Here is a 24,384-nt window from a genome sequence, read left to right on the forward strand (position 1 = left end):
GTGGGTAGCCTTGCGCCTGGGCAAAATCCTGGGGGTAGACGTATACCTCAACCCGTTTTTCCTGGCCCTCCTGGGGCTCTTCTTTGTGGCCGGCATTTTCGCCAGGGGCCTGCTGGCCTTTGCCTGCGTGCTGGCCCACGAGCTGGCCCACGCCTTTGCCGCCCGGCGCCTGGGGGTGCCGGTGAAGGAGGTGGAGCTCCTGCCCTTTGGCGGCGTGGCCCGCGTGGGGGGACAGCTGGTCCTGCACCCGGCCAGGGAGTTCTGGGTGGCCCTGGCGGGCCCCCTGGGCAACCTGCTCCTGGTTTTCCTGGCCCTGGGCGCCAAAAGGTACGGCCTCTGGCATGAGGAGCTGGGGCCTTTTTTCGTCCAGTGCAACCTCCTGCTGGCGGCCTTTAACCTCCTTCCGGCGCTGCCCTTAGACGGCGGGCGGGTCTACCGGGCGGTTTTGGCCGGGCGCTTGAATTTGCGGGAGGCCACCTACCGCGCGGCGGCCCTGGGGCAGGTGGTGGCCGTGCTGGTCATGGCCTGCGGGGTCCTGGGGCTGTGGCTGGGCGTCAGCGGCCTGGACGTCCTGTTCGTCGCCCTGTTTTTATTTTTTGCCGCCCGACGCGAGCGCCTGAGGGCCCCTTACCTGGTGGCCTGGCACCTGGCCGCCAAGAAGGGCGAGCTTTTGAGATGCGGGATGCTTCCCGTGGAGCACCTGGTGGCCCTGGAGGAGGTGCCCCTGGGGCGGATCGTCTCCTCGTTTTTGCCCCGCCGCTTCTGCATGGTGCTGGTCCTGGACCGGCACTGGCGCGTTAAGGGGCTGTTCACCGAGGCCCAGCTCGTGGAAAGCCTTTTAAAATACGGCACGGATTTGCCCGTGGGCCGTTTGCCTGCGGGACCCGAATGAAGTAAAATTATTGAAGCAGTTTGCTTGTGGAAAAATCCTGCCCTTAGGGAGGACCCCATGCTGGACATCGAGCCGCTCCTGGCGCGGGTGCAGAAACCGGCCCGCTACGCGGGCGGGGAGTGGAACGCCGTACGCAAGGACTGGGATAAGGCGGCGGTCAGGGTGGCCTTTGCCTTCCCCGACGTTTACGAGGTAGGCATGTCCTACCTCGGGCTGCAGATCCTCTACCACCTGGTGAACAGCCGGGAGGACGCCCTGATGGAGAGGGTTTTTGCGCCCTGGGTGGACATGGAAGGGGAAATGCGCCGCCGGGGCGTGCCCCTTTTCACCCTGGAGTCCCGCCGTCCGGTCCGCGACTTTGACATCCTGGCCTTCACCCTCCAATACGAGCTCACCTTTACCAACGTCCTCAACATGCTGGACCTGGCCGGTCTGCCCCTGCGCGCCGCGGCGCGCGGCCCGGGGCACCCCCTGGTCGTGGCCGGGGGGCCGTGCGCCTTTAACCCGGAGCCCCTGGCCGACTTCGTGGACCTCTTTGTCATCGGCGAGGGCGAGGAGGTGCTGGGGGAACTGCTCGACCTCTACCTGGAGCTGGGCGGGCGCCGGGGTGATCGACAGCTTTTTTTGCGCCGCGCCGCCTCCATCCCCGGCGTTTACGTCCCCTCCCTCTACCGGGTGCTTTACCGGGACGACGGCGCCGTTTCCCGGGTGGAGCCCGTGGCGGCAGGCGTCCCGCCCCGGGTGACCAAGAGGGTGGTGCGCCGCTTTGACGGCGCGCCCTTTCCCACCAGGCCGGTGGTGCCCTACCTGGGCGTGGTGCACGACCGCGGCATGCTGGAAATACAGCGCGGCTGCACCAGGGGCTGCAGGTTCTGCCAGGCGGGGATGATCTACCGGCCGGTGCGGGAAAAGCACCCGGACACCCTCTTGCGCCAGGCCGCCGAGCTGATCAAAAACACGGGCTACGAGGAGCTCTCCCTGGTTTCGCTGAGCACCGCCGACTACTCCCGGGTCCGGGAGCTGGTGCGCTCCCTCCTGGACTCCTTTGAGGGAATGGGGGTGAGCGTTTCCCTTCCCTCCCTGCGGGTGGACGCTTTTTCCGTGGACCTGGCGCGGGAGGTGCAGCGGGTACGCCGCTCCACCCTTACCTTTGCCCCGGAGGCCGGCACGCAGCGCCTGCGGGACGTCATCAACAAGGGGGTCACCGAGGAGGACCTGCTGGGCGCCGCGGCGGCGGCCTTTGCGGCGGGCTGGACGGCCATAAAGCTTTACTTTATGATCGGGCTGCCCACGGAAACGGACGAGGACTTAGAGAGCATTGCCGCGCTTTCACGGCGGGTGCTGGCCCGCGGGAAGGAAATGGGGGTTCCCCCGAAGAGGCTGAAAGTTACGGTGAGCGTCTCTTCCTTTGTGCCCAAGTCCCACACGCCCTTCCAGTGGGAGCCGCAGGCGGAGATGGAAGAGCTGGTGCGCCGCCAGGGATACCTGCGGCGCAGGTTGCGCGAAAAGGGGCTGGAGTTTCGCTGGCACGGGGCCGAGGCCAGCTTCCTGGAAGCCGCCTTGGCCCGCGGGGACAGGCGCCTGGGCCGGGCCCTGGAGGAGGCCTGGCGGCTCGGCTGCCGGTTCGACGGCTGGTCGGAGTGTTTTGACTTTGCGCGCTGGCGGGAGGCCTTTGCGCGGGCCGGCCTGGACCCCGCCTGTTACGCCTACCGCCGCTACAGCTATGAGGACGTGCTCCCCTGGGACCACATCGATGCCGGGGTCAGCCGGGAGTACCTGATCAGGGAGCACAGGAGGGCACTGGCCGGGCTGACCACGCCCGACTGCCGGGAAGGCCGCTGCCCGGGCTGCGGCCTGTGCCCCACGCTGGAAATCGAGCCGGAGATTGGAGGTTAGCCCTTTATGCCCCGCTACCGGGTAGAGTACGGCAAGAGCGGCCCGGCGCGCTATATCTCCCACCTGGACCTGGTGAGGGCTTTTGAGCGGGCCATGCGCAGGGCCGGGCTTCCCCTGGCTTTCTCCCGGGGATTTAACCCCCACCCCCTCATCAGCCCGGGGCCGCCCCTGCCGGTGGGGATGGAAGGGGAGAGGGAGTGCCTGGACGTGGAGCTTGTAGAGGAGCTGGCTCCCGAGGAGGTGCAGCGGCGCCTTTCCCGGGAGCTTCCCGCGGGCCTGGCGGTTAAAAGCGTCCGGCGCGTTCCCGCCGGCGCTCCTGCCCTCATGGCCGCTGTCGGCAGGGCCTCCTACCGGGTGGAAATGCCCCTGGCAGAAAAAGCCGGCGAGGAAGAGGTGCGCCGCTGCCTGCAACTGCTCTTAGAGAAGCAGGAGGTGAGCGTGACCCGCCGCCGGGAAGGGAGGGAAGAAAAGACCGTAAACATCCGCCCGGGCATTTACCGGCTCTGCGGGCGCGTGGAGGGAGGAGTGCTGTGCCTGGAAATGACCCTGGCCGTGGGGGACCGGCTTAACGTGCGCCCGCAGGAGGTAATAAACGCCCTGGCCGCTTTCTGCCCGCATCTCTGCGCCGGGGGGGAGCCGCGGGTCGTGCGCACGGGCCTCTTCCCGGTGGAGGCGGGCGGGCCTTGAAAAAGGAAATTGTCGTGGACGTGAGCGCGGAGCAGACCCGCGTGGCCCTCCTGGAGGAAGGGGTGCTGGTAGAGCTGTACCTTGAGGAAGGCCCCGGGGACCGCCTGGTGGGCAACATTTACCGGGGCCGGGTGAAAAACGTGCTGCCCGGCATGCAGGCGGCTTTTGTGGACATCGGCCTGGCCAGGAACGCTTTTTTGCACGTGGAGGACCTGGTGCCCCCGGGAACGCCCTTTTTGCCCAGGATTTCCGACCTCTTAAAGCCGGGCCAGGAAATTGTGGTGCAGGTGGTCAAGGAGCCCATGGGTACCAAGGGGGCCAAGGTTACCACCCGCATCACCCTCCCCGGGCGCTACCTGGTTTTAATGCCCACGGTAAATTACGTAGCCATCTCCCGGCGCATTGGGGAAGAGGAGAAAAGGGAGAGGCTGCGGGAACTGGCGGCCCGCTGCCGGCCCCCGGGGATGGGCGTCATCGTGCGCACGGCGGCCAAGGACGCCGCCGCGGAGGAGCTGGCGCGGGAAATGAAGTTGCTGTGCGGTCTCTGGGAGAAAATCCGCCGCCGCGCAAGGGAGCAGCCCGTGCCGGGGCTGCTGCATCGCGACCTGGAGCTGGTGCAGCGGACCCTGCGGGACGTCTTCACGGAAGAAGTGCACAGGCTGGTGGTGAATTCACGCGCGGCCTATGAGGCCATCATGGACTGGCTGGAGCTGGCGGCGCCGGCCTTGAAATACCGTGTTTTCTTGAGGGAAGGGGAAGACCTCTTCTGGCTCTACGGCATCGAGTCGGAAATCAGGCGGGCGCTGGCGCGCAAGGTGTGGCTTGCCTGCGGCGGGTACCTGGTGTTTGACCAGACCGAGGCCCTCACGGTGATTGATGTGAACACGGGCAAGTACGTGGGCGGCGCCAGCCTCGAGGAGACGGTGCTGCGGACAAATGTGGAGGCAGCAAGGGAGATAGCCCGCCAGCTGCGCCTGCGCAATATCGGGGGCATCATCATCATTGATTTTATCGATATGTCCCGGGAAGACCACCGGCGGCAGGTGCTGGAGGTCCTGGAAGAGGGGCTGCAGAGGGACCGCACGCGCACCCAGGTGCTAGGCATCACGCAGCTGGGCCTGGTGGAAATGACCCGCAAGAAAACGCGCCCCAGCCTGGCCGAACTGCTGCTGCGCCCCTGCCCCTGCTGCGAGGGCCAGGGCCGCGTGCAGGCGTAAAAATTTGCCCGCAGGGAAAGCGGGGCCGGCGCTGCGCCGCCGGCCCCGCTATAAATCCGCCCTACGGGTCTACCTGCACGGGCTGGATCTCAATGGCGCAGATGTTTCTTACGGGCACGATGATGGCCCTCATGATTTGTTTGTCGACCAGCTTGCCGCCGCTGAAGACCTTCATGAACAGGCAGTCGCCGGGGGCGGGGAGCAGGACAGCCAGGCCGAAGACGAAGAAGAGCCGCGCGCCGTTTAAAACCTTCTTGCAGCAGTCCCCGCACGAAAACTCCAGCCCGATTTTCTGGTGGCTGCCGGGAACGTGCAGGCTGTTGAGGAGCGTCTGGATGTTGGCATCTTGGGGGAAGGGCAGCTCAAAATCAATTTCCTGGTTCAGGCTTTCCTTGATCTGGTCGAGGATGCCTTTGGCGGCCATTTCTTCTGTCCCCTGCGGGGCGGCTTCCCTTTTATCTTCCGGCATTACGGGGCACACTCCTTTTTACCTTTTTCCCTTATGGGTATGCCGGGGAGAGAGGATGTGTGCACATACTACAAAAAAAGCGCCCGGGGTGCAGGAAAAACGGGAGCAAAATAGAAGTAAAATATAAAATCTTTGCAAAAGTTTTTCCGCAGGGCGGAATGGAGGTGATAGGAAAAAATAACAACCAGCTGGCTGCCCAACCTGCCGATTAAATCTTTGCTAGGAGGAGATTTTTGGTGAACCCCTTGGTCATCATCCTTCTCGTTTTTATAGGCTTTTTCCTGGCCTACCGCTACTACAGCGGCTACATTAAAAACGTGCTGGGCGAGGATGACAGCCGGCCCACGCCTGCTGTTGAGATCTGCGACGATAAGGACTACTGCCCTTCCAACCCACTGGTGGTCTTCTCCCACCACTTTGCCTCCATTGCCGGCGCGGGCCCCATCCTGGGCCCCACCATGGCCCTGGCCTTTGGCTACATGCCCACCCTCTTCTGGATTTTCCTGGGCACCATTTTTATCGGGGCGGTGCACGACTACACCTCTCTCTTCGTCTCCATGCGGGAGAAGGGGCGCTCCATGGCAGAGGTGGCCGGGACCACCCTGGGGAGGGCCGGCTATTTGCTGTTTGTCCTCTTTACCCTCTTTATGATCGTGCTGGTTACTTCCGCCTTTCTCGGCCTGACGGCCACGGCCTTATCCTCCCTGGTGCCCGTTAGCGCCATTGGCGTCGACCCGGCCAAGACCGCGCTAAAGGTGATCACGCACGAGGGAACCCAGAAGGTGGTCATCGGCGGCATTGCTTCCACTTCCGTCATTATCATCACCCTCTTCAGCCCCCTCATCGGCTACCTGCTCTACCGGCGGCGCGCCAACGTCTACCTGGTGGCGCTCCTGGCCATTGCCGTGGGCGTGGTTTCGGTAATCGTCGGCATGTCCCACCCCGTGATGCTCAACCCCAAGGTGTGGATGGTCATCATCTCCATCTACGTCCTCTTTGCCGCCGGCATCCCGGTGTGGATTATCCTGCAGCCGCGCGACTTCACCAACGCCTTCCTGCTCTACGGCGGCCTGGCCCTCCTTTTCCTGGGAGCCCTGCTGGGCGGGTTTGGCGGCCTGACCACCCAGGCACCAGCCTATAACATTGCCTACGGGGTGGAAAAGCTCGGCCTGCTCTGGCCCTTCCTCTTCATTACCGTGGCCTGCGGAGCCATTTCGGGCTTCCACTCCCTGGTGGCCGGCGGCACCTCCTCCAAGCAGGTGGCCAGAGAGTCCCACGCGCGCAAGGTCGGCTACGGGGGCATGATCCTGGAAGGCATCCTGGCCACCCTGGTGGTGGTGGCGGTGGCCACGGGCATCGGCTACGACATCTACAAGCAGATCGTCTGGCCCACCAAGGGCGCCAACGTCATCCTAGGCTTTTCCCTGGGCATGGGCGGCCTCCTGGAAAAGTCGCTGGGCATACCCATAGTCATCGGCACGGTGTTCGGCATTCTCATGCTCGAGGGCTTCATCATCACCACCCTGGACACGGCGGTGCGCTTGAACCGCTACCTCTTTGAGGAGCTGTGGTCGTTTATCTTTAAAGAGGTGCCGCCCCTTTTCAAGACCTTCTGGTTTAATTCCGGGCTTTCCGTACTGGTCATGTTCTACCTGGGCTACACCAACGCCTACACGGTGATCTGGCCCATTTTCGGCTCGGCCAACCAGCTGCTTTCCGGCCTGGCCTTAATAGCCGTATCCACCTGGCTGGCCTACCGCGGCAAGCCCAGCTGGTTTACGGTGCTACCGGCGGCCTTCATGATGTGCACCACCCTGATGGCCCTCTACAAGCTGCTGGTGACGCGCTACCTGCCCACCCACAATTACCCCCTGGTGGTCACGGACATCGCCCTCATGGTCCTGGCCCTGGCGGTCATCGTGCTGGCCGTCAAGCGCTACTTCGACTTTAAGAAAGCCTCGCCGGCTGTGGAGGCGGCAAAGTGAACGTTCTCTAAGGGCGAACGGAGCGAGCGGGAGCCAAGCCGCTGAAAGAATTTATCCCCTTGCCTGTGCTCTGTCCGCTGTGCTATAATGCCACTTAAGGCACCGGCAGGCAGATAACGAGAACGGCGATGAACGGGAGAGTAGGCCGGGGGTGGCCTGGCAGAGAGGAGGGGCCGCCGGCTGCAAGCCCCTCCAGGCGCATCCGGCCGAAGTTCACCCCGGAGCTGCGCCGCTGAAAGCCGCTGGCCTGGCGGCAAAAGTAGGCGGCGCCGGCTGCCCCCGTGAGCGGGCAAGGAGGCGCTTTGTGCCTGAACGAGGGGGCCGCCCGGGCCGGAGCGGGGGCGGCCAAGAAGGGTGGTACCGCGGAAAGCAAAGGCTTTTCGTCCCTTGGACGAAAAGCCTTAAATTTTTAACAGGAGGTGGTACCTTGCTGGGGCTTGAAGGGGCAGGGGTTTTCCTGGCCTACATCCTCTGCATCGCCTCTTCCCTGCTCTGCGTGGTTTACGGGGCGGTGCGCTGGAATACCGGCGACTAAAATTTACCAGGACGGCAGGACGGAAGGAGGAGATTTGCTTTGCGCGACCCGCTCTTTTACCTGGTGGTGACGGCTTACCTGGCGGCGACCTTTTTCCTGGGCTACCTGGGGTGGCGCCAGACGCGCACCTCATCCGACTACATGCTGGCGGGCGGGCAGATTAACGGCTTTCTGGTCGCCCTTTCCTACGGTTCGACTTTCATCAGCACCTCGGCCATCGTGGGCTTTGGCGGTGCGGCAGCCGCCTACGGCATGAGCCTCTTGTGGTTGGCCGCCTTAAACATCCTGGTGGGCATTTTTATTGCCTTTGCCTTCCTGGGCAGGCGCATCCGGCTCATGGGGTCCAACCTGGGAGTGGAGACCTTCCCGGAACTTTTGGCCAGGCGCTTTAACTCACGCTTCATCCACGCCTACGCCGCGCTGCTCATTGCCCTGGTCATGCCCCTTTACGCGGCGGCGGTGATGATCGGTGGCGCCCGCTTTTTAGAGCAGGTGCTTTCCCTGGATTACTCGCTGGCCCTGGTCGTCTTTGCCCTCCTAGTGGCCGCCTACGTCTTTTACGGCGGCCTGCGGGGCGTCATCTACACCGACGCCCTGCAGGGCGGGATCATGTTCGTGGGCATGGTGCTGCTGCTCGTGCTGACCTACGCCCGGCTGGGCGGCATCACTCCGGCCCACGAAGCGCTGTCGGCTTTAAAGGGCCTGGTGCCGCCCTCGCTGGCCGCCAAGGGCCACGCGGGCTGGACGTCCATGCCCCTGGTGGGGTCGGAGCTGTGGTGGTACGTGCTCACCACCCTAGTGCTCGGCGTGGGCATCGGGGTGCTGGCCCAGCCGCAGCTGGCCGTGCGCTTTATGACCCTGCGCAGCACCCGCGAGCTGAACCGCGGCATGGTTACCGGCGGCATTTTCATCCTGGCCATGACCGGCACCGCCTTTGTGGTGGGCGCCCTTTCCAACGTCTACTTCTACCGCACCAGCGGCAAGATTGCCCTGGCCATGGTCACCGATCCGGTTACCAACACGCCGAACATCGACCGCATCATCCCCCTGTACATCAACCAGGCTTTGCCCCCGTGGTTTGTCTACATTTTCATGCTCACCCTGTTGGCGGCGGCCATGTCCACTTTAAGCAGCCAGTTCCACGTCATCGGTACCTCGGTGCGCGACCTCTACTTCATGGGCAAGCCGGAGGCCTCGCCGCGGGCCGGCATGATGGTTGCCCGCGGCGGGGTGCTGGTGGGCCTGGCCGTGACCCTTTACCTGGGCTTTAAGCTCCCTCCCAGCATCATTGCCCTGGCCACCTCCATCTTTTTCGGCCTCTGCGCGGCCAGCTTCCTGCCGGCGCTCCTGGCGGCCCTGTACTGGCCCCGGGCGACGGGCAGCGGGGTCGCCGCGGGCATGCTGGCGGGCTCGGCGGTTTACGCCTTCATGGTGCTTTTCGTGCACCAGAAGGAGGCGGTGATCTTCGGGGTAGCCAAGGCCCTTACGGGGAAGCCCTACCTGGCCTCTTTCCCCTGGAACATCATCGACCCCCTGGTGGTGGCCCTGCCGGCTTCCGCCGCGGCCCTCGTGCTGGTGAGCCTGGCCTCGCAATCGCTCCCCCGAGAGCACCTGCGCGCATGCTTTAGGAATATCCACGGGCCAGGCGCACCGGCCTTAAACGAGTAGCTTTCCTTGACAAAACGCGGCCATATGCTAAAATATTGCCCGTAGGCAGCCCCGGGCTGCCGCAACCGCACGGGAGGGGCTCCAAACGGGCCGGCGGCGCCCTGCCTGCTCCCGGCGAGTCCTGCTTGAAGGGGGTTTTGCCGTTGTACGCCATCATCGCCACGGGGGGAAAGCAGTACCGGGTTAGCGAGGGGGACACCCTCTACGTGGAGAAGCTGCCCGCCGAGCCCGGCGAGACGGTAGAGTGCCGGGAAGTGCTGGCCGTGGAAAAAGACGGCAGGCTGGTTGCCGGTACGCCCTTTGTGGAAGGGGCCAGGGTAATCTTAAAGGTCGTTCGCCACGGGCGGGGCAGAAAGATCATCGTCTTTAAGTACAAGCCCAAGAAAAACTACCGGCGCAAGAAGGGGCACCGGCAGCCGTTCACACAGGTAGTGGTGGAAAAGATCGACGTCCGGGAGGTGAGTTAAATGGCGCATAAAAAGGGCGTCGGCAGCTCGCGCAACGGTCGCGATTCCAACCCCAAGTTTTTGGGCGTCAAACGCCAGGACGGGCAGTTTGTGAGGGCCGGGACCATCCTGGTGCGCCAGCGGGGCACAAAGATCCACCCCGGGCGCAACGTGGGCATCGGCGGCGACGACACGCTTTTTGCCCTCGTGGACGGCATTGTCGCCTTCCAGCGCAAGGGGCGCCACAAAAAGCAGGTCAGCGTGATCCCGGCGGCAGCCACCATGTAGGAAGCCCCGAGAAGCGGTTTTGCGGCCAGCCACACCAGGCTGGCTTTTCTTGTACCTTTTTGTACGGGCGGGGGAAAGTTATTTATGGAAATGGCCGACCTTCTGGGTGTTTTCCGTGCCCAGCGGCACGACTTCCTCAACCACCTGCAGGTCATCTCCGGCTTTATCCAGCTGCATAAGGGCGAGGAGGCCCGCGCATACATCCGCGAAGTGGCCCGGGAGCTGGAGCGGCAGGGGGCGATTTTGCACCTCGGGGTGCCGGAGGCCGCCTTTGCCCTGCTTTACGCTTTAAGGGAGGCGGCCCTGGCACAGGTGGACCTGCGTTACGACATCCGCTGTTCCCTGGTTTCCTGCACCGTACCGGGAACGAGGATAGGGCGGGCCCTGGAGGCGGTTCTCCTGCGGGCCGTGAGGATGCTCTCTCCTCCTGAGGTACGGCACCGCTCCCTTTCCGTCTCCCTGGAGAAGGACGGCAGCCGCTGCCTCTTCCGCGTGAGCGTGCCGGTGCAGGACCACGGGGACCTGAGGGAAGCGGTGGACGCTGCCGGGGAAGAGCTGGCCGGGTGCGGGGGCGGCGCGGCGCTAGGCGTGCGGCCTGCCGCCGGAGGCCTGCTGGCGGAGGTTGTTTTAAGCCTTCCCTTGCGGGAAGGGGAGTGAGGTGAAGGGGCATGTTTTACGACACGGCCAAGATCTACGTTAAAGGCGGCGACGGCGGGAACGGCTGCGTGGCCTTCCTCAGGGAGAAATACGTGCCGGACGGGGGACCTGCCGGAGGTGACGGCGGGCGTGGAGGCAGCGTGATCCTGAGGGTGGACCCGGGCCTGCGCACCCTGGTGGACTTCCGCTACCAGCGCCACTACCGGGCCGAGCGGGGGCAGCACGGCATGGGCAAGAACATGCACGGCAGGAACGGGCGGGACCTGATCCTACGGGTGCCCCCGGGCACGGTGGTGCGCGATGCCGAGACGGGCGAGGTCATTGCCGACCTGGTGCACCCGGGCCAGGAAGTGGTGGTGGCCCGCGGGGGGCGGGGAGGCCGGGGCAACGCCCGCTTTGCCACCCCCACCAACAAGGCCCCCCGCATGGCCGAAAAGGGCGAGCCCGGCGAGGAAAGGTGGCTGGAGCTGGAGCTAAAACTCCTAGCCGACGTGGGCCTGGTGGGCTTCCCCAACGTGGGGAAGTCCACCATCATCTCCCGGGTTTCCGCCGCCCGGCCCAAGATAGCCGACTACCCCTTCACCACCCTGGTGCCCAATTTAGGGGTGGTGCGCCTGGACGAGGGGCGCAGCTTTGTCATGGCCGACATTCCCGGCCTCATCGAAGGCGCCCATGCCGGGGCCGGCCTCGGCCACCGGTTCCTGCGCCACACCGAGCGCACCCGCCTCCTGGTGCACGTGCTGGACGTTTCCGGCAGCGAGGGGAGAGACCCCCTGCGGGACTTTGAGGTGGTCAACCGGGAGCTGGTCCTATACGACCCGGGCCTGGCTTCCCGGCCCATGATCGTGGCCGCCAACAAGATGGACCTGCCGGGCGCCATGGAAAACCTTGCGCGCCTGCGGGAGGCCCTGGGCGGGAAATACGAGATCTTTCCCGTGAGCGCCCTCACCGGCGAGGGCCTCCCCGCCCTGGTGTACCGTATAGGCGACCTCCTGGACCGGCTGCCGGCGCCGCAGGCGCCCCCCGCCGCACCCCGCCGTGCGGTTGGGATCGAGGAAGGAGCGCCTTTTAGCATCTTTCGCGAGGGCGGCGTCTTTGTGGTGCGGGGGAGGGAAGTGGAGCGGCTCGTGGCCATGACCGACCTGGACAACGAGGAGGCGGTGCGCCGGATGCAGCGGATCCTGGAGCGGTTAGGGCTGGAAGAGGCCTTGAGGGAGGCCGGCGTTAAAGAAGGCGATACGGTGCGCATCGGCAAGTTTGAGTTTACCTACCTGGAATAAAGGAGATCCCGGCGGCACTTTGTGGTATACTGGTGGCGGTGGTGTTTTTATGGCCAAAAGAAACTTGGGCAACGTGCGGCGCCTGGTGGTTAAGGTGGGCTCCAGCTCCCTCATTTACCCCACCGGGCGCCCCAACATTGCGCAGCTGGAGCATCTGGTGCGCCAGCTGGCCGACGTGCACAACCAGGGACGGGAGGTCCTCTTAGTCACTTCGGGGGCCATCGGCATGGGCCAACACCGGCTGGGCTACGCCCGCCGCCCCAAGAGCCTGCCGGAAAAGCAGGCGGCGGCGGCGGTGGGCCAGGGACTACTCATGCACATTTACGAAAAATTTTTTGCCGAGTACGGCATTACCGTGGGCCAGGTGCTGCTGACGCGGGAGGACTTCAGCGACCGCCGGCGCTTTTTAAACGCGCGCAACACCCTCTACACGCTCCTGCGCCTGGGCGTGGTGCCCATCATTAACGAGAACGATACGGTGGCCGTGGAGGAGATAAAGTTCGGGGACAACGACAACCTGGCCGCCCTGGTGGCCACCCTGGTGGATGCCGACCTTCTGGTGCTCCTTTCGGACATCGACGGGCTCTACGACGACGACCCGCGCAAGAACCCTGCGGCCCGCCTCATTGCTGAGGTGAGCGAGATAACCCCCGAGCTGGAGGCCCTCAACGGGGCGAGCGGCTCGGCGGTGGGCACCGGGGGTATTGTGACCAAGCTGCAGGCCGCGCGCGTGGCCATGCACTCCGGGATCACCACCGTGCTGGCCAACTCCTCCTGCCCCGACGTGGTGCGCCGCATCCTGGCCGGCGAGCCGCTGGGCACGGTTTTCTGGCCGCAGGGCCGTCTGGAAAACCGAAAGCGCTGGATTGCCTTTGGCGCCGCCGTGCAGGGCCGCATTTACGTGGATGAGGGGGCGGCCCGGGCGCTCCTCTTAAACGGCAAGAGCCTCCTCCCCTCGGGCATCACCAGGGTGGAGGGCAACTTTGAAGTGGGCAACACCGTAAGCATATGCGATCCGGCAGGGCGCGAGATTGCCCGGGGGATAGTTAATTACTCTGCTCACGAGGTGGAGCGCATTAAGGGCTTAAAGACAAAGGATATCGCCCAGGTGCTGGGCTACAAGGACTACGACGAAGTGGTGCACCGCAACAACATGGTGCTGGAGATCTAGGAGACGGGGAGGGAAGTTTCCTTGACGGCATCACTGGAGGATATCGAAAGGGAAGTGAGGGAGAAGGCCCGCAAGGCAAAGGAGGCCGCGCGCCACCTGGCCTACCTTTCCACAGAGGTCAAAAACCGCGCCCTTTTAGCCATGGCCGAAAGCCTGCTGCGCAGCCAGGAGGCCATATTGGAGGCCAACGAGGTTGACGTGCGGGCCGGCAGGGAGAAGGGGCTCTCCCGCGCCCTCATCGACCGCCTGCTGCTCACCCCGGAGCGCCTCGAAGACATGGCCAAGGGCTTGCGCACGGTGGCCTCCCTGCCCGACCCCGTGGGGGAAATCGAGGCCATGTGGCAGCGGCCCAACGGCCTGCAGATCGGCCGCATGAGGGTTCCCCTGGGGGTGGTGGGGGTAATTTACGAGGCGCGGCCCAACGTGACCGTGGATGCCGCCGGGCTGTGCCTAAAGGCCGGCAACGCCGTGGTGCTGCGGGGAGGGTCGGAAGCCATTAATTCCAACCGCGCCATTGCCGCCGTCATTGCCCTGGCCGCCGAGCGGGCAGGGGTTCCCGCCGGGGCCATCCAGCTCATCGAGAGCACCGACCGGGCGGCGGTAAACGTCATGCTCAAGTTAAACGGCCTCCTGGACGTGCTCATACCCCGGGGCGGGGCGGGCCTCATCCAGACGGTGGTGCAGAACGCCACCGTGCCGGTCATCGAAACCGGCGTGGGCAACTGCCACGTGTACGTGGACGAAGGCGCAGACCTGGAAATGGCCCGCACCATCGTCATCAACGCCAAGTGCCAGCGTCCGGGAGTGTGCAACGCCATGGAGACGCTGCTGGTGCATCGGGCGGTGGCGCCGGAACTTCTGCCGGGGCTCCTGGAGGAACTCAGGTCCTACGGCGTGGAGGTGCGGGGCTGCGGGCAGACCCGGGAGCTGGTGCCCTGGGTGGTGCCGGCCACGGAGGAAGACTGGGCCACCGAGTACCTGGATCTCATCCTGGCCGTGCGCGTAGTGGAATCCCTGGACGAGGCGCTGGACCACATTTACCGGTACGGTACCCGGCACTCGGAGGCCATCGTCACCCGCGACTACGCGCGGGCCAGGCGTTTCCTGCGGGAGGTTGACGCGGCGGCGGTTTACGTGAACGCCTCCACCCGCTTCACCGACGGCTACGAGTACGGCTTCGGGGCGGAAATCGGCATCTCCACGCAAAAGCTCCACGCCCGCGGCCCTATGGGGCTGAGGGAGCTGACCACGTACAAGTACGTGGTCTTCGGGGAGGGGCAGGTGCGCGGCTAGGCCTTGGCCTGCAGGGCGGCGAGAGCCTCCCCTTCCTTGACGAAGCGGCAGAATTCCTCGCAGGCCCGGGACTGGAACTTGGTGCGGTGGCGGACGATCTTGAATTCCCTGGTGATGGTGAGGTCCTTTAGGCGCACGGGCTTAATGGTGCCCAGGGCCAGCTCCTTTTTGATGGTCAGCTTGGAGAGGAAGGAGATGCCCAGGCCCGCCTCCACCGCCTGCTTGATGGCCTGGATGCTGCCCAGCTGGATGATGCGGGTCGGCTTTACGTTAAGCTTTTTGAGGACGCCTTCGGCCACCAGGCGGGTGCCCGACCCCTCTTCCCGCAGGATGATGGTGCAGGAGGCCAGGTCCCTGGCCGATACCTGGGGCCTGGCCGCCAGCGGGTGGTCCGGCGGCACGATGAGCACCATTTCGTCGGTGAGGAAGGGCTCCGCCACCAGCTGGGCGTGCTCCACCGGCCCCTCCACCAGGGCCAGGTCGATGTTCCCTTCTACGGCCTGTTCGAGGATCATGGCGGTGTTGCCCGTGATCATGGCCAGCTCCACCTCCGGGTACTTGCGGGCAAAGGCCCCCAGCAGGCCCGGGAGGACGTACTCCCCGATGGTCATGCTGGCGCCTACCACGATCCTGCCCGTTACCAGGCCCATGAGGTCTGAAAGCGCCCTTTCGGCCTCCTGGTGCAGCTTAAGGATTTTCTGCGCGTAGGAGTAGAGGATGGTGCCGGCCTGGGTCAGCTCTACCTTGCGGTTGGAGCGCTCGAAAAGCCTGGCCTGGTAGTGCTCCTCCAGGGCCTGGATGTGCTGGCTGATGGCCGGCTGGGAAAGCCTGAGGGCCTTGGCGGCCCGGGAAAAGCTTTTCTTTTCGGCAACGGTGACGAAAACCCGCAGCTGGTGATCCAGCATAGCCTGACGACCCTCCTCAACCTGTCATAATTCTATGGAGCCCGTCATTTAAAGTCAACAAGGGGTTTTGGGCCGTTATGAAGGCATGGAAGAGGATAGGACTTATGGGCGGCACCTTCGACCCCATTCACTACGGGCACCTGGTGGCCGCCGAAGGGGCCCGCCACAGCTTTGCGCTGGACAAGGTGATCTTCGTTCCCGCCGGCAGGCCCCCCCACAAGTCAGCCAGGCAGATTACCGATCCCTACCACCGCTTCATCATGACGGAGCTGGCCGTGGCCTCCAACCCGTACTTTGAAACCTCCACCATTGAGGTGGAGCGCCCGGGCTACTCCTATACCATTGACACGGTGCGGCAGGTCAGGGAACTCTACCCGCACACGGAAATCTACTTTATTACCGGCGCCGACGCCGTGCTGGAGATCCTGAGCTGGAAGGACGTGGACGAGCTTTTGGAGATGTGCTGGTTTATTGCCGCTACCCGCCCCGGCTACCCCCTGGGGAACCTGCGCTCCCGCCTGAAGGGGAAAATCAAGGAGTCCCAGATGGAGCGCATCATACCTATGGAGGTGCCGGCCCTGGCCATCTCCTCCACGGACATCCGGGCCAGGGTGCGGGAAGGGCGCCCCATCAAGTACCTCCTTCCCGAGCCGGTGGAGGCCTACATTTTAAACCGGGGCCTATACAAATGAGGGCGCCTTGGGTAGTATAATGATCAAAGACTTTTTCACCGGGAGGCATGCCTTTTGACCTTTTCCCCTCGCAAGCTGCTTGACACCATCGTGAAAGCGGCGGAAAACAAGAAGGCCTACGACGCCATCATTCTGGACATCAGCAGGCTCTCCATCATTGCCGATTACTTCGTCATCTTCAGCGGGCGCTCCGTCACCCACGTACAGGCCATTGCCGAGGAGATCATCGAGGAAGTGGCCAGGAGTCACGGCCTCGTGCCCCGCCAGGAGGGCCTGCGGGGGGGCCAGTGGGTGCTGCTGGATTACGGCGACGTGGTGGTGCACGTGTTCAGGGAGCAGGAGCGCCAGTTCTACAACCTGGAGCGCCTGTGGGGCAATGCCCGCGTGCAGACCGTTGACAAAAGGGCAAGCTTATCGTATAATTAACATTGCCTGCGAGCAGGAGAAAGGCCGTGAAGGGGAGCAGTAGGCAGGGAAGGCACCTCAAGAGAGCCGCCGGCAGGTGCGAGGCGGTGGTCCGGCCTGCCGAACTCGCCCTGGAGCTTCCCGGGGGAAGAGAGGTACCCCGGGACGGCGGGTGACCGTTAGCTCACCGCAAAGCGGGTAATACGTGGGGCTGTGGCGCAGAGGGAGCGCGCTTCCTTGGCATGGAAGAGGTCACGGGTTCAAGTCCCGTCAGCTCCACCACTTACCAATTAGGGTGGTACCGCGGGATTGGCCTCCCGTCCCTAAAGGCAAGGGGCGGGAGGCTTAAATTTATGAGCAGTTTTAGGAGTGGGTGTGCAGGTGAGGGAACGCTACAACTTTAAGGAAATCGAGGCCAAGTGGCAGGCGCGCTGGGAAAAGGAAAAGCTGTACAAAACTCCCGACTTTAGCCGTAAGCCCAAGTTCTACTGCCTGGAGATGTTCCCCTACCCTTCCGGCAAGCTGCACATGGGACACGTGCGCAACTACTCCATCGGCGACGTGGTGGCCCGCTTTAAAACCATGCGGGGCTTCCACGTGCTGCACCCCATGGGCTGGGACGCCTTCGGGCTACCGGCGGAAAACGCGGCCATCAAGCACGGCAACGTGCACCCCGCCGACTGGACCATGGACAACATCCGGGCCATGCGGGCGCAGCTGAAGCAGCTGGGCATCAGCTACGACTGGGACAGGGAGGTGGCCACTTGCCACCCCGGCTACTACAAGTGGACGCAGTGGCTCTTCCTGCAGCTCTACCACCGCGGCCTGGCCTACAAGAAAAAGGCGCCGGTTAACTGGTGCCCCTCCTGCGCCACCGTGCTGGCCAACGAGCAGGTGGTCGGCGGCGGCGTCTGCGAGCGCTGCAAGACCCCCGTGGAAAGGCGGGAGCTGGAGCAGTGGTTCTTCAGGATCACCGCCTACGCCGAGCGCCTTCTCAAAGACCTGGAGTTGCTGGAGGGCTGGCCGGAGAAGGTCAAGGTAATGCAGGAGAACTGGATAGGCAAGAGCGAGGGGGCGGAGCTGCGCTTTAAGGTGGCCGGCATGGAGGAGGAAATAGTCGTCTTTACCACCCGTCCCGACACGGTTTACGGAGTCACCTACATGGTGCTGGCCCCGGAGCACCCGCTGGTGGAAAAGCTCGTTGCCGGTAAGCCCCAGGAAGAAGAGGTACGGGAGTTCGTGCGCCGGGTGCGCAACATGCGGGAGATCGACCGCGCCTCCACCACCCTGGAAAAGGAAGGCGTCTTTACCGGGGTTTTTTGCGTGAACCCCTTTACCGGGGAGCAGGTGCCCATCCTGGTGGCCAACTACGTGCTCATGGAGTACGGCACGGGGGCGGTGATGGGCGTGCCGGCCCACGACCAGCGGGACTTTGAATTTGCCCGCAAGTACAACCTGCCCATCAGGGTGGTCATCCAGCCCCCCGGCGAGGAACTCGACCCGGAAACCATGACCTGTGCCTACGAAGGGGACGGGGTGATGGTTAACTCGGGGCCGTTTAACGGTCTTACCAAAGAAGAGGGCATCAAGGCAGTTGTCAAATACGCGGAGGAAAAGGGCCTGGGGCGGAGCGCGGTGAACTACCGCCTGCGGGACTGGCTCATTTCCCGCCAGCGCTACTGGGGAGCCCCCATCCCCATCATTTACTGCAAAGCTTGCGGCACGGTGCCCGTGCCCGAGGAGGACCTGCCGGTGCTCCTCCCCCGGGAGGTGGAGTTTAAGCCCACCGGCCAGTCACCCCTGGCCAGCTGCCCCGAGTTTGTAAACACCCGCTGCCCCCGCTGCGGGGGCCCGGCGCGGCGGGAAACCGACACCATGGACACCTTTGTGTGCTCCTCTTGGTACTACTACCGCTATACCAGCCCGCGGGATGAAAACCAGCCCTGGGACAGGGCCAAGGTGGACTACTGGCTGCCGGTGGACCAGTACATCGGGGGCGTGGAGCACGCCATCCTCCACCTGCTCTACTCCCGCTTCTTCACCAAGGTCCTCTACGACCTGGGTCTGGTCAGCGTGCAGGAGCCCTTTACCAACCTCCTCACCCAGGGCATGGTTTTAAAAGACGGGGCCAAGATGTCCAAGTCCAAGGGCAACATCGTGAGCCCCGAAGACATTGTGGAAAGGTACGGCGCCGATACGGCCCGGCTGTTCATCCTCTTTGCCGCACCTCCAGAGAAGGACCTGGAGTGGAGCGACCAGGGCGTGGAGGGCTGCTACCGCTTCCTCAACCGGGTGTGGCGGCTGGTGACGGCTGTGGCGCCGGAAATTGCCGGTGCTCCCTCCCGGCCCTCCGGCAGGCTGGTGGGGGTCAACCGGGAGATGCACCGCCTGACCCACCAGGCCGTTAAAAAGGTTACCGAGGACATCGAAAAGCGCTTCAACTTCAACACGGCCATCAGCGCCATCATGGAGCTGGTCAACGCCCTCTACCAGTACAGGGAGGTGCCGGAAACGGACCGCGACCCGGCGGTCATGCGGGAGGCCGTGGAGCACCTGCTCCTCCTGCTGGCCCCCTTTGCCCCCCACATTGCCGAGGAGCTGTGGGAGGCCATCGGCCACCGGGAAAGCATCCACCGGCAGCCCTGGCCTGCCTACGACCAAGAGGCCCTGGTGGAGGACGAGATCACCATTGTGGTGCAGGTCAACGGGCGGGTGCGGGAGCGGGTGCTGGTGCCCGCCGGTATCTCCACCGAGGAAATGAAGGAAGTGGTGCTCGCACAGCCCAGGGTGAGGCAGCTCCTGGAAGGCAAAGAGGTGCTCAAGATCATTCCCGTTCCCGGGAAGCTGGTGAATATCGTGGTGAGGTAGGGGCCTACTCTTCCCCTGCCTCCTCGATGCCCAGCCGCCGCAGGAGGTAGTTGAGGCGCAGGGTGATGTACCCCAGGAGGGCGCCCAGCAGGGCGGGCAGGTACAGGCCGGCGGCAATGCCGGTGCCCAGGGCGGCGGTTACCCAGATGCTGGCGGCGGTGGTCAGGCCGCGGATGTGGTCGTGGTCTTTAAAGATGATGCCTCCGCCGATGAAGCCCACCCCGGTGACGACCTGCGCCGCCACGCGGGTGGGGTCTGCGGGCAGGTAGGCGGCTTCCCTTTGCGGGAAGCCGTAGCTGCCGATGAGGGTGAAAAGGGCGGCTCCCAGGGCGACCAGGGTGTGGGTGCGCACGCCGGCGGGCTTGTGGCGCCTCTCCCTCTCCAGGCCGATAAAAAAGCCGACCAAAAAAGCCAGCACCAGGCGGAAGGCCATCTCTTTTGCGTCCACCACGGGAAAACCCCCTCTCTTGTGGCCATATTCTGGCCCGCCTGCGTGCTGGCTATGCGTTTTTTAGCCCATGACGTCGGAGAGCGTCAGCTCCCGGGCGTCCACCGGCGCCCGCAGGTCCCGCTGGTGGAAAAAGCCCACCTGCAACCTGCCCCGGTAAATGCTCTCGCTCAAGCCCTCCTCGTTGAGCTTGGCAATGTAGATGTTGTTGTCGTGGTCCACTCCCACCAGGCGGTACCTGCCGTTGGGGGGAGAGATCACCCTCCAGCGCCCGTTTCCTTCCCGCATGTTGACGGTGTTGTGGGTGAGGTCGTCGTAAATGAGGGTGTCCTGGTCAAAGAGCACGGCAATGCGCCCGATGTTGTTGGTATTGAGGTAGATGCGGGCCAGGTTGTGGTTGGCGTCGGTACGGTAGATGCGGTAGATGTTGGATGCCGTTTTGACCTGGATATAGATGACGTTGGTGGCCACGGAGTAGGCCACGTCGGTAATCCTGCTCCCCTTGGGCAGCTCCTTGATGGTGGTGGCCACCTCGTGGATGCCCGGCTCGGGGAACAGCTGGGTCAGGGTGACCTCGGTCTGCGCGGCGCCGTCGTGGTAAAGGCCCATGAGGGCCAGGTCCCGGTCCTCCAGCCATTTAAAGTAGGAAACCCTCTTCTCCTCCAGGTCCACGGTGCGCACCAGCTTCTTGTCCTTCATGGAGTAAATCTCCACCTGGTCGTTCTTCACATGGGCCATGTAGCGCCGGTCCCGGGAGTAATAGACCTTGCCGGTGGTGACAATGTCTTCCTTGCCCGTTACTGCGCCTACCTGGAAGGGGGAAGCGGGAGCAAGGAGGACCCTGTCCAGGTAGAGGTACACGCCCGCCTGCAGGACGGCGGCAGCCGCCAGCCAGGCCAGGAGCTTGCCTATTTTCCCCGCTCTTTTAGGCACCGGCCCATCCCCCCGCTACTTGACGATGAAGGCTGTGGGGACCATCCTTTCCCCCAGCATGTCGCAGGGCTTGTTGATTACCTTGCCGTTGTAAAACATGGTGGTGCTGGAGCCGCCGTCCAGGTTGGCGGCCACGTACGCGCCCTGCTCGTAGAGGATGTTCTGGATGTCCAGCAGGGTGGCGCCCAGGGAGTAACCGGGCTGGCGCCCGTCAATGACCAGCATGAGGATGGTGCCGTCCCTGCGCTGCCCGATGGCCGTGCGGGGGGCCACGCCCCAGCCGCCGTCACCCTGCGTGATCATCTTCTGCCCGTTTAAAATTAAAGGGGGACCGAAGGTCACCGCTTCGGCCAGGTGCATTTTCTTCATTTCCTCCACCGTGTACTTCCCCGCCACCAGCACTCCCTCCCTGGTCAGGCCGACCACGTCCACCTTGCCCTGGATGTCTCCCCCCACCAGGAACTTGCCTTCGTGCACGATCACACCGTAGGGCAGGCGCCCCGTGCCGGTGCCCTGGGGATCGTCAAAGCCCCCGGCGTTGATGGCCGCAATGGCGTTGTTGTTAATGGCTATGGTACTCACGGTGTCCCCTTTTTCGTGCAGGTCGCGGGCCGTAGCCACCTTAACCCTGGTGGGGTCCCTCACCTCCAGGAGGTAGCCCACAAACCGCGCGCCCTTAATGTGCATCAGGCGCAGGAGGTCGTCGTTCTTCGGGCGGTTGATGTGGAACAGGTCCTGGCGGGCCTCCGTGGCCCCCTTGTTGCCCACGATGGCGGCAATTTTTTCTTCCGAGAGGAGCCAGGTTATATAGTGGGGGTGGCGGGAGGTGAGTATGGCCCCCACCACGCTGCGCTTGATGTTTTCAAAGGGGCCGAAAAGGACCACCACGGGCGAGGTGAGGAGGAAGAAGATAAGGTTGATGAGGATAAAGCGCAGGATTACCTTTAAGGCCACGCGCAGCCTCTTCACAGTTGTCCCTCCTCAGGTGCGGGGGTAATCTTCCCGGGCCAGCCTCTGCTGCAGGCGGGTGAGGTCTATGCGGTTGCCCATCCAGATTCTCTTCAAGGCCAGCAGGTTATCGCCGGGCTTGGCCCACCCCGGCTCCATGGTAAAGGCCATGACAAAGCCCGTCTCCCTTAAGATACGTAGCGTTTCCTGATTGTAGCTCCCGTTGGGGTAGCAGAAGAAGCGCGTGTCCTGCCCTAGGGTCTGATCGAGAATCTCCTTCGATTTTCTTATCTCTTCTTCCTGCTCCCGCGGCGAAAGCACTCCCAGGGAGCGGTGGTAGAAGCCGTGGGCGGCAATTTCCATGCCCGCGGCCTTCATCTCCAGGAGCTCTTCTCTGCTCAGGCGCTTGCCCACCTGCATCCCCGGAATGAAGAGCACGCTTTTAAAGCCGTACTGCTTCAGCACCGGCAGGGCGACCTCGTAGGTGTCCCGGTAGCCGTCGTCAAAGGTGATGACCACGGGCCGGGGCGGCAGCTTTTCGCCCCGGGTGAGGTAGGCGTAGAGTTCCTCCAGGGAGATGGGGTGGTACCGGTTCTGGTACAGGTAGGCCATCTGCTCGAGAAACTTCTCCCTGGAGATCACCGCGTCGTTGTTGGGCTCGTCACCGATCTTGTGGTACATGAGCACGGGCACCCCCGGCGGGTAGACCGGCTCCTCTCCGGCCTCCTCCTGCCGGGCGGGCGGCCCGGCCTGGCCGCCTGTCGGCGTTCTTTCCCCCGCCGGGGAACAGGCGGCGAGCAGGAAGAGTGCCGCGGCCAGCAGGGCAAAGTAGCGGTGCATGGAGTTCCCCCGATTTCTCCTAAAATCACTTATTTATTCGCAAAAAAAGAGCCTCATTCCTTCCCAAAGGCCATATATTTGCCGGAGACCGGGAATAATAAGGGGCTGGAAGGGAGGGAAGGGGCTTTGCAAAAAGACCTGGACGAGCTCCTGGAAAGGAAAGTGCAGGAGGCTTTAGACGGCGACGTGCGCACCCGGGAGTACGGGCTAAAGGCCCGGGTGGTGGACGGGTGGGTCACCGTTTCCGGGGTGGTGGACACCCTGGCGGAAAAGGAGCAGGCGCAAAAAATCGCCGCCGCCGTCCCCGGCGTGCGGGGGGTGAGGAGCGCGGTGGCCGTGAGCACCGACGGAGCCGTCAGGGATGAGGACGTGGAATTTGAGGTGAGCGAGGAGCTGCGGGCGTCGGGAGTGAACCCGCACCACATAGGGGTGAAGAGCGTGAGAGGGGTGGTCTATTTAACGGGCCTCGCGGACAGCCCGGCGGAAATAGAAAGGGCCAGGGCTGCGGCGGCTAAGGCCCGCGGGGTAAAGGAAGTGGTCTGTCAGGTGAAACTTCTTCCCCCGGGGGGGTACGACGAGGAGGATTTAACGGCCATTTTCCACCATCAGGTCAACAACGACCGGGAGGACGAGGGAGAGGCCCGGCTGTTCTAAGGACGCGGCGGCGGGTGAAAAGACCCGCCGCCAGAGCTTTTAAAGCTCGTCCCTGATTTTAAATAGGTGGAAGACCGTGGACTTGTCCCAGCCGATATCCCAGGGGCAGTGGTAGCGGTCCACCGTGTGGGCGTTCACCACCGGGTAGCCCCCGGAATCCGCGCCCACCACAATGGCGAAGTGCTCGATGTGCCCCTTCTCTTCGTAGCCGATGAGGTCCCCCTTTTGCAGCTCCCGCACCGCCCCCCTGGGGAAGGCGGCGGTGGGCTGGTTTACTTGCGCAAAAGTTCCCCGGGCAATGCGCCTGGCGCGCCCGCTGTAGAGGAGCCAGCGGGCAAAGGCCTCCGTCTGTACCCAGGCCCGGCTGCCGGAGCCGCCCTGGCGGTCGTAGCGGTAGTACCACGTGCCGTCCATGGGGAGCCTGCCCCCTTCTTCTCTGTCCCCCAGGCACTGGGAGACGAAGTTGGTACAGTCGCCGCCCCGGTCGTTTAGGTCCCGGTATCGCGAGTTGTAGCGGTGGTCGTTGCCTGCCCCCCAGGCCAGCCCGGCATACTTGTCCGCATAGCGCACCGCCCCTTCCCGGTCAAACACCTTGGGTCCGGTGCCCGGGGCCTTCTTTTCCCTCCCCTCGCCTTCGGCTCCGGAAACCGGCTGCACTAGGGCCGGGCCGTCTGCCGGGGTGGGCTTCTCGGCCAGGGAATCGTCGCCCAGGCCGTCGAGGTAGAAGTCCTGCTGGATGAGCCACCGCCCGTCCTTTTTGACCAATTTCATCCAGTGGCGGGTGCCGATGCCAAAGCGATTTATTTGCGCGTCGCCGGGGTACACGTAGCCCAGCTGGAGGCTGTGGTGAACCAGAAGCTCGGCGGCGTCCTTTTCCCAGCGCCACCAGGGTACGCGCAGGGCGGCGTTGGCCTCCACGAACCGTACCCCCCGCTTGGCGGCCCAGGCCTGCACGTAGCTCACCTTGCCCTGCTCGTGGGCGAGGGCCCACCGGCCCAGCCTGGTGTCGGTGTCGTAGTATTTATCCAGCGGCGGCGGAGCGCCCGTAAGCAGGGCCCTTGCCCGGAAGCCGAAAATTTCGTTTAACGCGGCCATGAGCTCCTCCTTTGCGGGCGCAGGGGGGGCCGTGCCCTGGGCGCAAGCACCCCCGGCAAGGCAGTTAAAGAAGAGGAGCAGCGGCAGGACGGTCGTCCACAGGCGCATGTTT

General features: G+C 64.0%; 25 protein-coding genes and 1 tRNA gene. 19 read left to right on the forward strand and 7 right to left on the reverse strand.

From position 1 onward, the window contains the following. Positions 1 to 10 precede the first annotated feature (10 nt). From G454_RS0100600 to G454_RS17125, 4 genes are read left to right on the forward strand one after another with little or no spacing between them, the layout of a single operon-like run. Positions 11 to 892, forward strand: a complete 882-nt coding sequence (locus tag G454_RS0100600; protein WP_027717012.1) for a M50 family metallopeptidase — start codon at positions 11 to 13, stop codon at positions 890 to 892. Positions 893 to 949: 57 nt separating this feature from the next. After that, positions 950 to 2,788, forward strand: coding sequence for a TIGR03960 family B12-binding radical SAM protein (locus G454_RS0100605; RefSeq protein ID WP_027717013.1), 1,839 nt, complete (start codon positions 950 to 952; stop codon positions 2,786 to 2,788). 6 nt (positions 2,789 to 2,794) lie between these two features. Beyond that, positions 2,795 to 3,475: a TIGR03936 family radical SAM-associated protein gene (locus tag G454_RS17120; protein ID WP_051275727.1), complete on the forward strand. Its 681-nt coding sequence runs from the start codon at positions 2,795 to 2,797 to the stop codon at positions 3,473 to 3,475. Beyond that, entirely contained in the window at positions 3,472 to 4,692 is a 1,221-nt protein-coding gene (locus G454_RS17125; protein ID WP_051275728.1) for an Rne/Rng family ribonuclease, read from the forward strand. Before G454_RS17120 ends, G454_RS17125 begins: the two co-directional genes overlap by 4 nt. 61 nt (positions 4,693 to 4,753) lie before the next feature. Here the strand turns inward: G454_RS17125 and G454_RS22230 are convergent, their stop codons facing one another. Further along, entirely contained in the window at positions 4,754 to 5,161 is a 408-nt protein-coding gene (locus G454_RS22230) for a hypothetical protein (RefSeq protein ID WP_245574257.1), read from the reverse strand. Between the two features lie 236 nt (positions 5,162 to 5,397). On the opposite strand from G454_RS22230, the gene G454_RS0100630 reads away from it, so the two are divergent. The 9 genes from G454_RS0100630 (at position 5,398) to G454_RS0100675 (ending at position 14,484) form a co-directional block, all read left to right on the forward strand. Continuing rightward, positions 5,398 to 7,146 (forward strand): carbon starvation CstA family protein, encoded by a 1,749-nt coding sequence (locus tag G454_RS0100630; RefSeq protein WP_027717015.1) that lies wholly within the window; start codon positions 5,398 to 5,400, stop codon positions 7,144 to 7,146. 427 nt (positions 7,147 to 7,573) lie between these two features. Continuing rightward, positions 7,574 to 7,681 (forward strand): symporter small accessory protein, encoded by a 108-nt coding sequence (locus G454_RS22670; protein WP_342669526.1) that lies wholly within the window; start codon positions 7,574 to 7,576, stop codon positions 7,679 to 7,681. A gap of 39 nt (positions 7,682 to 7,720) precedes the next feature. Beyond that, a complete protein-coding gene (locus G454_RS0100645; RefSeq protein ID WP_035106254.1) occupies positions 7,721 to 9,349 on the forward strand; it encodes a sodium:solute symporter family protein in 1,629 nt (542 codons plus the stop codon). A gap of 143 nt (positions 9,350 to 9,492) precedes the next feature. Then, entirely contained in the window at positions 9,493 to 9,816 is a 324-nt protein-coding gene (rplU, locus tag G454_RS0100650) for a 50S ribosomal protein L21 (protein WP_027717017.1), read from the forward strand. Next, positions 9,817 to 10,083, forward strand: a complete 267-nt coding sequence (rpmA, locus tag G454_RS0100655; RefSeq protein ID WP_027717018.1) for a 50S ribosomal protein L27 — start codon at positions 9,817 to 9,819, stop codon at positions 10,081 to 10,083. 84 nt (positions 10,084 to 10,167) lie between these two features. After that, entirely contained in the window at positions 10,168 to 10,740 is a 573-nt protein-coding gene (locus G454_RS17130) for a Spo0B domain-containing protein (protein WP_051275729.1), read from the forward strand. A gap of 11 nt (positions 10,741 to 10,751) precedes the next feature. After that, positions 10,752 to 12,020, forward strand: coding sequence for a GTPase ObgE (gene obgE / locus G454_RS0100665; RefSeq protein ID WP_027717019.1), 1,269 nt, complete (start codon positions 10,752 to 10,754; stop codon positions 12,018 to 12,020). A 49-nt stretch (positions 12,021 to 12,069) separates the two neighbouring features. Beyond that, positions 12,070 to 13,191 (forward strand): glutamate 5-kinase, encoded by a 1,122-nt coding sequence (gene proB, locus G454_RS0100670; protein ID WP_027717020.1) that lies wholly within the window; start codon positions 12,070 to 12,072, stop codon positions 13,189 to 13,191. A 21-nt stretch (positions 13,192 to 13,212) separates the two neighbouring features. Continuing rightward, complete coding sequence (locus G454_RS0100675; RefSeq protein WP_245574258.1) at positions 13,213 to 14,484, forward strand: glutamate-5-semialdehyde dehydrogenase; 1,272 nt, start codon at positions 13,213 to 13,215, stop codon at positions 14,482 to 14,484. Here G454_RS0100675 and G454_RS17135 read toward each other — a convergent pair. Further along, positions 14,481 to 15,389: a selenium metabolism-associated LysR family transcriptional regulator gene (locus tag G454_RS17135; protein WP_035106257.1), complete on the reverse strand. Its 909-nt coding sequence runs from the start codon at positions 15,387 to 15,389 to the stop codon at positions 14,481 to 14,483. The genes G454_RS0100675 and G454_RS17135 overlap by 4 nt on opposite strands. A gap of 77 nt (positions 15,390 to 15,466) precedes the next feature. Here G454_RS17135 and nadD point away from each other — a divergent pair, with 77 nt between their 5' ends. From nadD to leuS, 5 genes are all read left to right on the forward strand, one after another. Next, complete coding sequence (gene nadD / locus G454_RS0100685; RefSeq protein ID WP_027717022.1) at positions 15,467 to 16,081, forward strand: nicotinate-nucleotide adenylyltransferase; 615 nt, start codon at positions 15,467 to 15,469, stop codon at positions 16,079 to 16,081. Between the two features lie 54 nt (positions 16,082 to 16,135). Next, positions 16,136 to 16,507, forward strand: coding sequence for a ribosome silencing factor (rsfS, locus tag G454_RS0100690; protein WP_027717023.1), 372 nt, complete (start codon positions 16,136 to 16,138; stop codon positions 16,505 to 16,507). A 26-nt stretch (positions 16,508 to 16,533) separates the two neighbouring features. Further along, positions 16,534 to 16,662: a hypothetical protein gene (locus G454_RS22525; RefSeq protein WP_281168422.1), complete on the forward strand. Its 129-nt coding sequence runs from the start codon at positions 16,534 to 16,536 to the stop codon at positions 16,660 to 16,662. A 31-nt stretch (positions 16,663 to 16,693) separates the two neighbouring features. Next, positions 16,694 to 16,768 (forward strand) — tRNA-Ala (locus tag G454_RS0100700). Positions 16,769 to 16,867: 99 nt separating this feature from the next. Beyond that, complete coding sequence (leuS, locus tag G454_RS0100705; RefSeq protein WP_027717024.1) at positions 16,868 to 19,354, forward strand: leucine--tRNA ligase; 2,487 nt, start codon at positions 16,868 to 16,870, stop codon at positions 19,352 to 19,354. Positions 19,355 to 19,358: 4 nt separating this feature from the next. Here leuS and G454_RS0100710 read toward each other — a convergent pair whose 3' ends face one another. The 4 genes from G454_RS0100710 to G454_RS0100725 are packed head-to-tail and all read right to left on the reverse strand — an operon-like array spanning position 19,359 to position 22,523. Then, positions 19,359 to 19,805 (reverse strand): MgtC/SapB family protein, encoded by a 447-nt coding sequence (locus G454_RS0100710; RefSeq protein WP_027717025.1) that lies wholly within the window; start codon positions 19,803 to 19,805, stop codon positions 19,359 to 19,361. A gap of 60 nt (positions 19,806 to 19,865) precedes the next feature. After that, positions 19,866 to 20,735, reverse strand: a complete 870-nt coding sequence (locus G454_RS17140) for a hypothetical protein (protein ID WP_084413166.1) — start codon at positions 20,733 to 20,735, stop codon at positions 19,866 to 19,868. A gap of 15 nt (positions 20,736 to 20,750) precedes the next feature. After that, positions 20,751 to 21,704: a phosphodiester glycosidase family protein gene (locus G454_RS0100720; RefSeq protein ID WP_211229879.1), complete on the reverse strand. Its 954-nt coding sequence runs from the start codon at positions 21,702 to 21,704 to the stop codon at positions 20,751 to 20,753. Positions 21,705 to 21,716: 12 nt separating this feature from the next. After that, on the reverse strand, positions 21,717 to 22,523 hold the full coding sequence (locus G454_RS0100725; protein WP_027717027.1) for a polysaccharide deacetylase family protein: 807 nt from the start codon (positions 22,521 to 22,523) through the stop codon (positions 21,717 to 21,719). 126 nt (positions 22,524 to 22,649) lie between these two features. On the opposite strand from G454_RS0100725, the gene G454_RS0100730 reads away from it, so the two are divergent. Continuing rightward, complete coding sequence (locus tag G454_RS0100730) at positions 22,650 to 23,177, forward strand: BON domain-containing protein (protein ID WP_027717028.1); 528 nt, start codon at positions 22,650 to 22,652, stop codon at positions 23,175 to 23,177. Between the two features lie 39 nt (positions 23,178 to 23,216). Here the strand turns inward: G454_RS0100730 and G454_RS0100735 are convergent, their stop codons facing one another. Continuing rightward, positions 23,217 to 24,380: an amidase domain-containing protein gene (locus tag G454_RS0100735; protein WP_035106270.1), complete on the reverse strand. Its 1,164-nt coding sequence runs from the start codon at positions 24,378 to 24,380 to the stop codon at positions 23,217 to 23,219. Between the last annotated feature and the right edge of the window lie 4 nt (positions 24,381 to 24,384).

Source organism: Desulfovirgula thermocuniculi DSM 16036, from assembly GCF_000429345.1.
GTDB lineage: Bacteria > Bacillota > Desulfotomaculia > Desulfotomaculales > Desulfovirgulaceae > Desulfovirgula > Desulfovirgula thermocuniculi.

Excerpts from the sequence above, each read along its gene's own strand:
- G454_RS0100605 (WP_027717013.1), top strand. The coding sequence starts at position 950 with ATGCTGGACATCGAGCCGCTCCTGGCGCGGGTGCAGAAACCGGCCCGC.
- G454_RS17120 (WP_051275727.1), top strand. The coding sequence starts at position 2,795 with ATGCCCCGCTACCGGGTAGAGTACGGCAAGAGCGGCCCGGCGCGCTAT.
- G454_RS22230 (WP_245574257.1), bottom strand. The coding sequence starts at position 5,161 with ATGCCGGAAGATAAAAGGGAAGCCGCCCCGCAGGGGACAGAAGAAATG.
- rpmA (WP_027717018.1), top strand. The coding sequence starts at position 9,817 with ATGGCGCATAAAAAGGGCGTCGGCAGCTCGCGCAACGGTCGCGATTCC.
- G454_RS17130 (WP_051275729.1), top strand. The coding sequence starts at position 10,168 with ATGGAAATGGCCGACCTTCTGGGTGTTTTCCGTGCCCAGCGGCACGAC.
- obgE (WP_027717019.1), top strand. The coding sequence starts at position 10,752 with ATGTTTTACGACACGGCCAAGATCTACGTTAAAGGCGGCGACGGCGGG.
- proB (WP_027717020.1), top strand. The coding sequence starts at position 12,070 with ATGGCCAAAAGAAACTTGGGCAACGTGCGGCGCCTGGTGGTTAAGGTG.
- G454_RS17135 (WP_035106257.1), bottom strand. The coding sequence starts at position 15,389 with ATGCTGGATCACCAGCTGCGGGTTTTCGTCACCGTTGCCGAAAAGAAA.
- nadD (WP_027717022.1), top strand. The coding sequence starts at position 15,467 with ATGAAGGCATGGAAGAGGATAGGACTTATGGGCGGCACCTTCGACCCC.
- G454_RS0100725 (WP_027717027.1), bottom strand. The coding sequence starts at position 22,523 with ATGCACCGCTACTTTGCCCTGCTGGCCGCGGCACTCTTCCTGCTCGCC.
- G454_RS0100735 (WP_035106270.1), bottom strand. The coding sequence starts at position 24,380 with ATGCGCCTGTGGACGACCGTCCTGCCGCTGCTCCTCTTCTTTAACTGC.